Annotated in this window: 5 protein-coding genes and 1 pseudogene; 4 read left to right on the top strand and 2 right to left on the bottom strand. The window is 60.7% G+C overall.

Going from position 1 to position 7,248, the window contains the following annotated elements; all coding sequences use genetic code 11:
* Positions 1 to 320 (top strand): annotated as a pseudogene (locus tag ACFFAR_RS19385) (DUF4743 domain-containing protein); the annotation flags it as partial.
* A gap of 24 nt (positions 321 to 344) precedes the next feature.
* Positions 345 to 1,214: a formyltetrahydrofolate deformylase gene (gene purU, locus ACFFAR_RS19380; protein ID WP_061998377.1), complete on the top strand. Its 870-nt coding sequence runs from the start codon at positions 345 to 347 to the stop codon at positions 1,212 to 1,214.
* 48 nt (positions 1,215 to 1,262) lie between these two features.
* Here the strand turns inward: purU and ACFFAR_RS19375 are convergent, their stop codons facing one another.
* Together ACFFAR_RS19375 and uvrA are read right to left on the bottom strand one after the other, a co-directional pair.
* A complete protein-coding gene (locus ACFFAR_RS19375) occupies positions 1,263 to 2,336 on the bottom strand; it encodes an AI-2E family transporter (RefSeq protein WP_062168912.1) in 1,074 nt (357 codons plus the stop codon).
* Between the two features lie 88 nt (positions 2,337 to 2,424).
* The gene (gene uvrA, locus ACFFAR_RS19370) at positions 2,425 to 5,298 is read right to left on the bottom strand and encodes an excinuclease ABC subunit UvrA (protein WP_062168914.1); all 2,874 of its coding nucleotides are present in this window, start codon (positions 5,296 to 5,298) and stop codon (positions 2,425 to 2,427) included.
* Between the two features lie 273 nt (positions 5,299 to 5,571).
* On the opposite strand from uvrA, the gene ACFFAR_RS19365 reads away from it, so the two are divergent.
* Positions 5,572 to 6,774 carry an MFS transporter gene (locus ACFFAR_RS19365; RefSeq protein ID WP_061998381.1) on the top strand — a complete coding sequence of 401 codons (1,203 nt, stop codon included), beginning with the start codon at positions 5,572 to 5,574 and terminating at the stop codon, positions 6,772 to 6,774.
* Between the two features lie 65 nt (positions 6,775 to 6,839).
* A partial coding sequence (gene ssb / locus ACFFAR_RS19360; protein ID WP_174363740.1) for a single-stranded DNA-binding protein occupies positions 6,840 to 7,248 on the top strand: 409 nt, incomplete at its 3' end.

Here is a 7,248-nt window from a genome sequence, read left to right as displayed (position 1 = left end):
GCATGCCGCCGGAACTGGCCGCGAACGCCACGCGCGGGCGCATCTTCCACGTGCTGCAATCGCTGCCCGAAGGCACGCAAGCCGAGCAGATCTACGTTTTCGACCTCGCGCTGCCGGTGGATTTCGCGCCGCGCAATCAGGACGGCGAAGTCGGCGAACACAGGCTTGCTCGAATCGATGAAGTCGCGCGCTGGATCGAAGAAGGTTCCATGACCGTGGATGCAAGTCTTGCCACGCTCGACCTCTTGCTGCGCCGCCAATGGATCGATGAAGACGCGTGCGCAGGCATGCAGGCGGTGTTCTCGCCGCCACTGCTGTGAAATATTTCAAAGGAGTATCGGTTAATGTCGACCGAACATAGTTTTATCTTGAAGTTGTCTTGTCCGGATCGTCCGGGAATCGTGCATGCCGTGTCGGGATTCTTGTTCGACCTCGGCAGCAACATCCTGGACTCCGCGCAGTTCGGCGACAGCCACACCGGCGAGTTCTTCATGCGCGTGCATTTCCAGCAAGTCGGCGGCGATCCGGGACTGGAAGCATTGCGGACATCGTTTGGTTCACTCGCCGATCAGTTCGGCATGAAGTGGGAACTGCACGACGCATCGGTCAAGCCGCGCGTGATGATCATGGTGTCGAAGATCGGGCATTGCCTGAACGACTTGCTGTTCCGCTATCGCACGGGGCAACTCGGGATCGAGATTCCGGCGATCGTTTCGAATCATCGCGAGTTCTATCAGCTTGCCGCGAGTTATGACGTGCCGTTTCATCATTTGCCGCTGATGGCGTCGACGCCTGAAGCCAAGGCGTCGCAGGAAGCGCGCGTGCTGGAAATCGTCGATCAGCACAAGATCGATCTCGTCGTACTCGCGCGATACATGCAAATCCTGTCGCCGGAACTGTGCGCCGCGCTCAATGGCCGGGCGATCAACATCCACCACTCGTTCCTGCCGAGTTTCAAGGGCGCGAAGCCGTATTACCAGGCGTTCGATCGCGGCGTAAAGCTGATCGGCGCCACTGCTCATTACGTGACGACGGATCTCGATGAAGGTCCGATCATTGAACAGGAAGTCGAGCGCGTGGACCACAGCATGGCGCCGGATCAGTTGACGGCAATCGGCCGTGACGTGGAATGCGTGACGCTGGCGCGTGCGGTGCGCTGGCATGTCGAGCACAGGATCGTGCTGAACGGCAGCAAGACGGTGGTGTTCAAGTAAATTGAATAGCTGGCGGAGATCGCATTGAATCTCCGCCGGTTCCGCGATTTAAACCAGCCTCAAATAAACCAGTTCGCGCTTGATATAAGCATAAAAAATCGGCGCGGCAATCACGCCTGGAAGGCCGAACGCGGCTTCCATCGCAAGCATTGCCAGCAGCAATTCCCATGCGCGTGCTTCAATCTGCCCGCCAATGATCCGTGCATTCAGGAAATATTCCAGCTTGTGAATGACGATCAAGAACGCGAGCGATGCCACCGCCGTTCCAAACGACACGGAAAGGGAGATCGCGACAATCAGCGCGTTGGAAATCAGATTCCCGATCACCGGCAGCAATCCGACGATAAACGTCACCATCACCAGCGTCTTGGACAACGGCAGCCGCTCGTGAAAGACCGGCAGCGCGACCAGCAAATACAGCGCGGTGAATGCCGCGTTGATGGCGGAAATCTTCACCTGCGCGAAAACGATCCGGCGAAACGCCTCTGAGAACCGCGTCACGCGCGTGACAAGCGCGGTGGAAAGCGGCAGCCGATGCGTGGTCCGGGGCGCGCCCACTGCGATGATCGCGCCGATGATCATACCGATCAGCACATGCCCGAAACCCCGCGCCGCGTCTTTTCCGCCTTGCTGCAGCATGGCGGCGTGCTTCTGCATCAGGTCGGTCGCCTTGTCCTTCATCTGCTCGGCGTCGACGGGAAGGTAATTCGCAATCCAGTCCGGCACCTGCAGACGCGCATGCGACGTGATCATCATGAGTTGATCGAGGAGCTTCTGGACGCTCGGGACATCGCGCTGAAAATGGTCGATGGTCGCAACCGTCGCACCGGCGAGGCCGCCCACGATCACCACCGCCAGGATCACGACCGCGACCCAGCGGGCGCGCCCGCTCGTCATGGTTTTTTCGATGACCGGCGCAATGGTGTGCACGAGCTGAAACACGAGCATGCCCGCCAGCAGCGCGCCGAGCAGTTGCAGATGCAGAACGGCGAACATGCCGGCGAATGCGGCGATATAACTGCCGATCTCAACCGCCGACAGCTTGGGCATGCTCATATCGCTCGTCAGCCGCACGGGCCGGACTGCGGGCCTGTTCTCGGCCGCTTCGTTGCGCTTAGCCATGAATCCTTCGGTCTCCTGCCGCGAACGGGTTATAGAGTGCTACGGCCCGAAGGCGGGCCGGCTCGTGCTTGGCATTTGTGCGTGTACGTCATGCCGCCGATCTCGGCCGCTGCAGCAACGGCGCAAGATATCGGCCGGTAAAACTGGCCTTCGATTTGGCTACCTGCTCCGGCGTCCCCTGCGCGATGATCTGGCCGCCGCCGGCGCCGCCTTCCGGACCCAGGTCGATCACCCAGTCGGCGGTTTTGATTACATCCAGATTATGCTCGATGATTACGACAGTATTACCCTGATCGCGCAACCGGTGTATCACTTCCAGCAACAGCGCGATATCGTGGAAATGCAAACCCGTGGTCGGTTCGTCGAGAATATAGAGAGTCCGACCTGTATCGCGCTTGCTCAGTTCCAGCGAAAGCTTCACGCGCTGCGCTTCGCCGCCCGAAAGCGTGGTCGCCGACTGGCCGAGGCGGATGTAACCCAGACCGACATCGAGCAGGGTTTTCAGCTTGCGCGCGACGATCGGCACCGGCTTGAAGAACTCGTGCGCCGCTTCCACGGTCAGGTCGAGCACCTCGTGGATGTTCTTGCCCTTGTACTGGACTTCGAGCGTCTCGCGGTTATAGCGCTTGCCGTGACAGACGTCACATGGGACGTACACGTCGGGCAGGAAGTGCATTTCGACTTTCAGCACGCCGTCGCCCTGGCACGCTTCGCAGCGACCGCCCTTCACGTTGAACGAAAAGCGGCCCGGATCGTAACCCCGTTCCTTCGATGCCGGCACGCCCGCGAACAACTCGCGGATCGGCGTGAAAAGGCCGGTATACGTAGCCGGATTCGAGCGCGGCGTGCGGCCGATAGGAGATTGATCGACGTTGATGACCTTGTCGAAATGCTCCAGCCCTTCGATTGCCTCGTAAGGCGCCGGTTCGGTCGCCGAGCCGTACAGATGCTGCGAGACGGCGTGGTACAGCGTGTCATTGATGAGCGTGGACTTGCCCGAGCCCGACACGCCCGTCACGCAGGTCAGCAAGCCAACGGGCAGGTCGAGCGACACGTTCTTCAGGTTGTTGCCGTACGCCTCGATGATCCGCAGCCGCCGTTCATCGGGCGCGGTGCGATCGGTCGAATAGCTGATGCTGCGTTTGCCCGACAAATACTGCCCGGTCATGGAATTCGGGTCGTTCTGGACATGTTTTGCCGTGCCTTGCGAGACGATCTCGCCGCCGTGCACGCCCGCACCCGGGCCCATGTCGACCACATAATCGGCCATGCGGATCATGTCTTCGTCGTGCTCGACCACGATCACCGAATTGCCGATGTCGCGCAGATGCTTGAGGGTATCGATAAGCCGGTCGTTATCCCGCTGATGCAAGCCGATGGACGGTTCGTCCAGCACGTACATCACGCCCGTCAAGCCCGATCCGATCTGCGATGCCAGCCTGATCCGCTGCGCCTCACCGCCCGAAAGCGTCTCCGCGCTGCGTTCCAGCGACAGATAATCCAGCCCCACGTTGTTCAGGAACGTGAGCCGCGCGACGATTTCCTTGATGACGCGGTCGGCAATCTCCGCCTTCGAGCCTTCGAGCCGCAGCGTCTGGAAATAGCCGAGCGTGTCGCGCAGCGGCCAGCCGCTCACCTCGAAGATTGCCCGCGCGTGTTCGCCGGTGCCGAGCTTCACATTGCGCGCTTCGGTGCGCAAACGCGTGCCTTCGCACGCCGGGCACGCCTGATTGTTCTGAAACTTCGACAATTCTTCACGTACCGCCGCGGAATCCGTTTCCTTGTAGCGGCGCTCGAGGCTCGGGATGATCCCTTCGAACGCGTGCTCGCGAACCGTGGTGCGGCCGCGCTCATTGATGTACGCGAATGGGATCACCTGTTTGCCGGAGCCGAACAGCAGGATCTTGCGCACTTTCTCCGGCAAGTCCTCGAACGCGGCATCGAGATCGAATTCGAAGAACGCCGCCAGGCTTTGCAGCATCTGGAAGTAGAACTGGTTGCGCCGGTCCCAGCCTTTCACCGCGCCGGCCGCCAGAGACAGCGACGGATGCGCGACCACGCGCTTCGGATCGAAGAACGTGATTTGCCCGAGGCCGTCGCATTCCGGGCACGCGCCCATCGGGTTGTTGAACGAGAACAGGCGCGGCTCGAGTTCCTGCAGCGAGTACGAGCAGATCGGGCACGCGAATTTCGAGCTATACAAATGCTCGCGCTCCGAATCCATTTCGAGCGCGACTGCGCGGCCATCGGCAAGACGCAGCGCGGTTTCGAAAGATTCCGCCAGACGCTGTTTCATGTCGGGCCGAACCTTCAACCGGTCGATGACGACATCGATCGTATGTTTGTCGTTCTTCTTGAGCTTCGGCAGCGACTCGATCTCATGGATCTTCGCGACGCCCTCGTTGGCCGTACCGCCGCCCGAGCGAACGCGAAAGCGGATGAAACCCTGCGCCTGCATGGCCTCGAACAATTCGGTGTGCTCGCCCTTGCGATCCGCGACCACGGGCGCGAGGATCATCAGCTTGGTTTCCTCGGGCATGGCGAGCGCGGCATCGACCATTTGCGACACGCTTTGCGCTTCCAGCGGGATGTGGTGATCCGGACAGTGCGGCGTACCGACGCGGGCAAACAGCAGCCGGAGGTAGTCGTGAATCTCGGTGACCGTGCCGACGGTCGAGCGCGGATTGTGCGAAGTCGCCTTCTGTTCGATCGAAATTGCCGGCGACAACCCTTCGATCAGATCGACATCCGGCTTTTCCATCAGTTGCAGGAACTGGCGCGCGTACGCCGACAGGCTTTCCACGTAACGGCGCTGGCCTTCCGCGTAGAGCGTGTCGAAGGCGAGCGACGATTTCCCCGAACCCGACAAGCCCGTAATCACGATCAGCTTGTGACGCGGCAAGTCGAGACTGATGTTTTTGAGATTGTGGGTACGAGCCCCACGAATACGAATTTCTTCCATGAATCCGGGCGGAAAGTAAGGGGGCTAAACCTGCTACTATAACGACTTTTCGAGGGCGCGTTGCCCGCGCTCATCGGCGTCAATCAAGCGTGCGGCGGGCTTTTCATGACCTTCACGCAGGGCCGGAATGCGGTTCCGAAGCACGTTCTGAAGCATAAATTTCCGCCTCGGCCGTCTGTCTCATATAGTGCCGATCCGGGCAACCACAAGGCGACCGCCCGGTTTGCGCGAGCCGCGCACACCGCCTGACGCGTTTCCACATTACCTCGTCCGATGTCCAATCCGTCTGTTACGTCCACACGTCTGAGCGCGCCCGAGTTGCGTGCGACCGTGTCGCTTGCCGCGATCTTCGCGCTGCGAATGCTTGGTCTCTTCATGATCATGCCGGTGTTTTCCATCTACGCGAAAACGATTCCCGGCGGCGACAATGTTCTGCTCGTCGGCATTGCGCTCGGCGCTTACGGCGTCACGCAATCGCTGCTTTATATCTTCTACGGCTGGGTCTCCGACAAGCTGGGGCGCAAGCCGGTCATCGCGTTCGGGCTGATCGTCTTCGCCATCGGCAGCTTCGTGGCGGCGGTCGGGCATTCCATGACGTGGATCATCGTCGGGCGTGTGATTCAGGGCATGGGCGCGGTTTCGTCGGCGGTGATTGCGTTCATCGCGGATCTGACTACAGAGGAAAACCGCACGAAAGCCATGGCGATGGTCGGCGCGAGCATCGGCGTCTCGTTCGCGGTTGCCATTGTCGGCGCGCCGATCGTGTTCCAGTGGGTCGGCATGAGCGGCCTGTTCACGCTGATCGGCTTTTTATCGATACTCGCCGTGGGCGTGGTGATCTGGGTGGTCCCGGACGCGCCCAAGCCGCCCGTGCATGTAAAAGCGCCGTTCGCCGAAGTGCTGCACAACGTGGAATTGCTGCGCCTGAACTTCGGTGTGCTCGTCCTGCACGCCACGCAAACCGCGCTGTTCCTGGTCGTGCCGCGCATCCTGGAAGCAGGCGGTCTGCCGGTCGCGGCGCACTGGAAAGTCTATTTGCCCGTCATGGGCCTCGCGTTCGTGCTGATGGTGCCGGCAATCATTGCCGCCGAAAAACGCGGAAAAATGAAAGCGGTGATGCTCGGCGCCATTTTGCTTATCCTGATTGGCCAGTTGTTACTCGGCGCCGCTCCGCATACTCTGTGGTCAGTGGCCGCGATCTTGTTCATCTACTTCCTGGGTTTCAATGTGCTGGAGGCGTCGCAACCGTCGCTCGTCTCCAAACTTGCGCCCGGCACGAGAAAGGGTGCGGCGGCCGGCGTGTACAACACCACGCAGTCGATCGGCCTGGCAATCGGCGGGGTGATCGGCGGATGGCTGCTGAAAGTGGATGGCCAGAGCGCTGTGTTTTTCGCGTGCTCGGGGCTGGTGCTGGCCTGGCTGATCGTGGCGGCGAACATGAAGCCGCCGCCGCAGAAGATCCGGCGCACGGCGTAGTGAATCAGGTCCGCGCGACATCGAATTGAATCGTATTGAACTGAATTGAATCAACAGGAGAAATCATGGCATCCGTCAACAAGGTCATTCTGGTGGGAAATCTGGGCGCTGATCCGGAAACCCGGTATCTGCCGAGCGGCGACGCCGTGGCCAACGTCCGTCTTGCGACGACTGACCGCTACAAGGACAAGGCATCCGGCGAAATGAAGGAAGCCACGGAATGGCATCGCGTGACCTTCTTCGGCCGGCTGGCCGAGATCGTCAACGAGTACCTGAAGAAGGGCTCGTCCATTTACGTCGAAGGCCGTATTCGTACGCGCAAGTACACCGATCAGGCGGGCGTGGAGAAGTACGCAACGGAAATCGTCGCGGAACAAATGCAGATGCTGGGTGGACGGGGCGGTGCGGGCGGCGGCGGAGGCGGGGATGAAGGCGGTTACAGCAGCCGCGCGCCTGCTGAGCGCAGCGGCGGTG

This window comes from uncultured Caballeronia sp., assembly GCF_964243625.1.
Taxonomy (GTDB): Bacteria; Pseudomonadota; Gammaproteobacteria; order Burkholderiales; family Burkholderiaceae; genus Caballeronia.
Note: the sequence above shows the minus strand (reverse complement) of the source record. Positions and strands in the feature narration are given on the sequence as shown.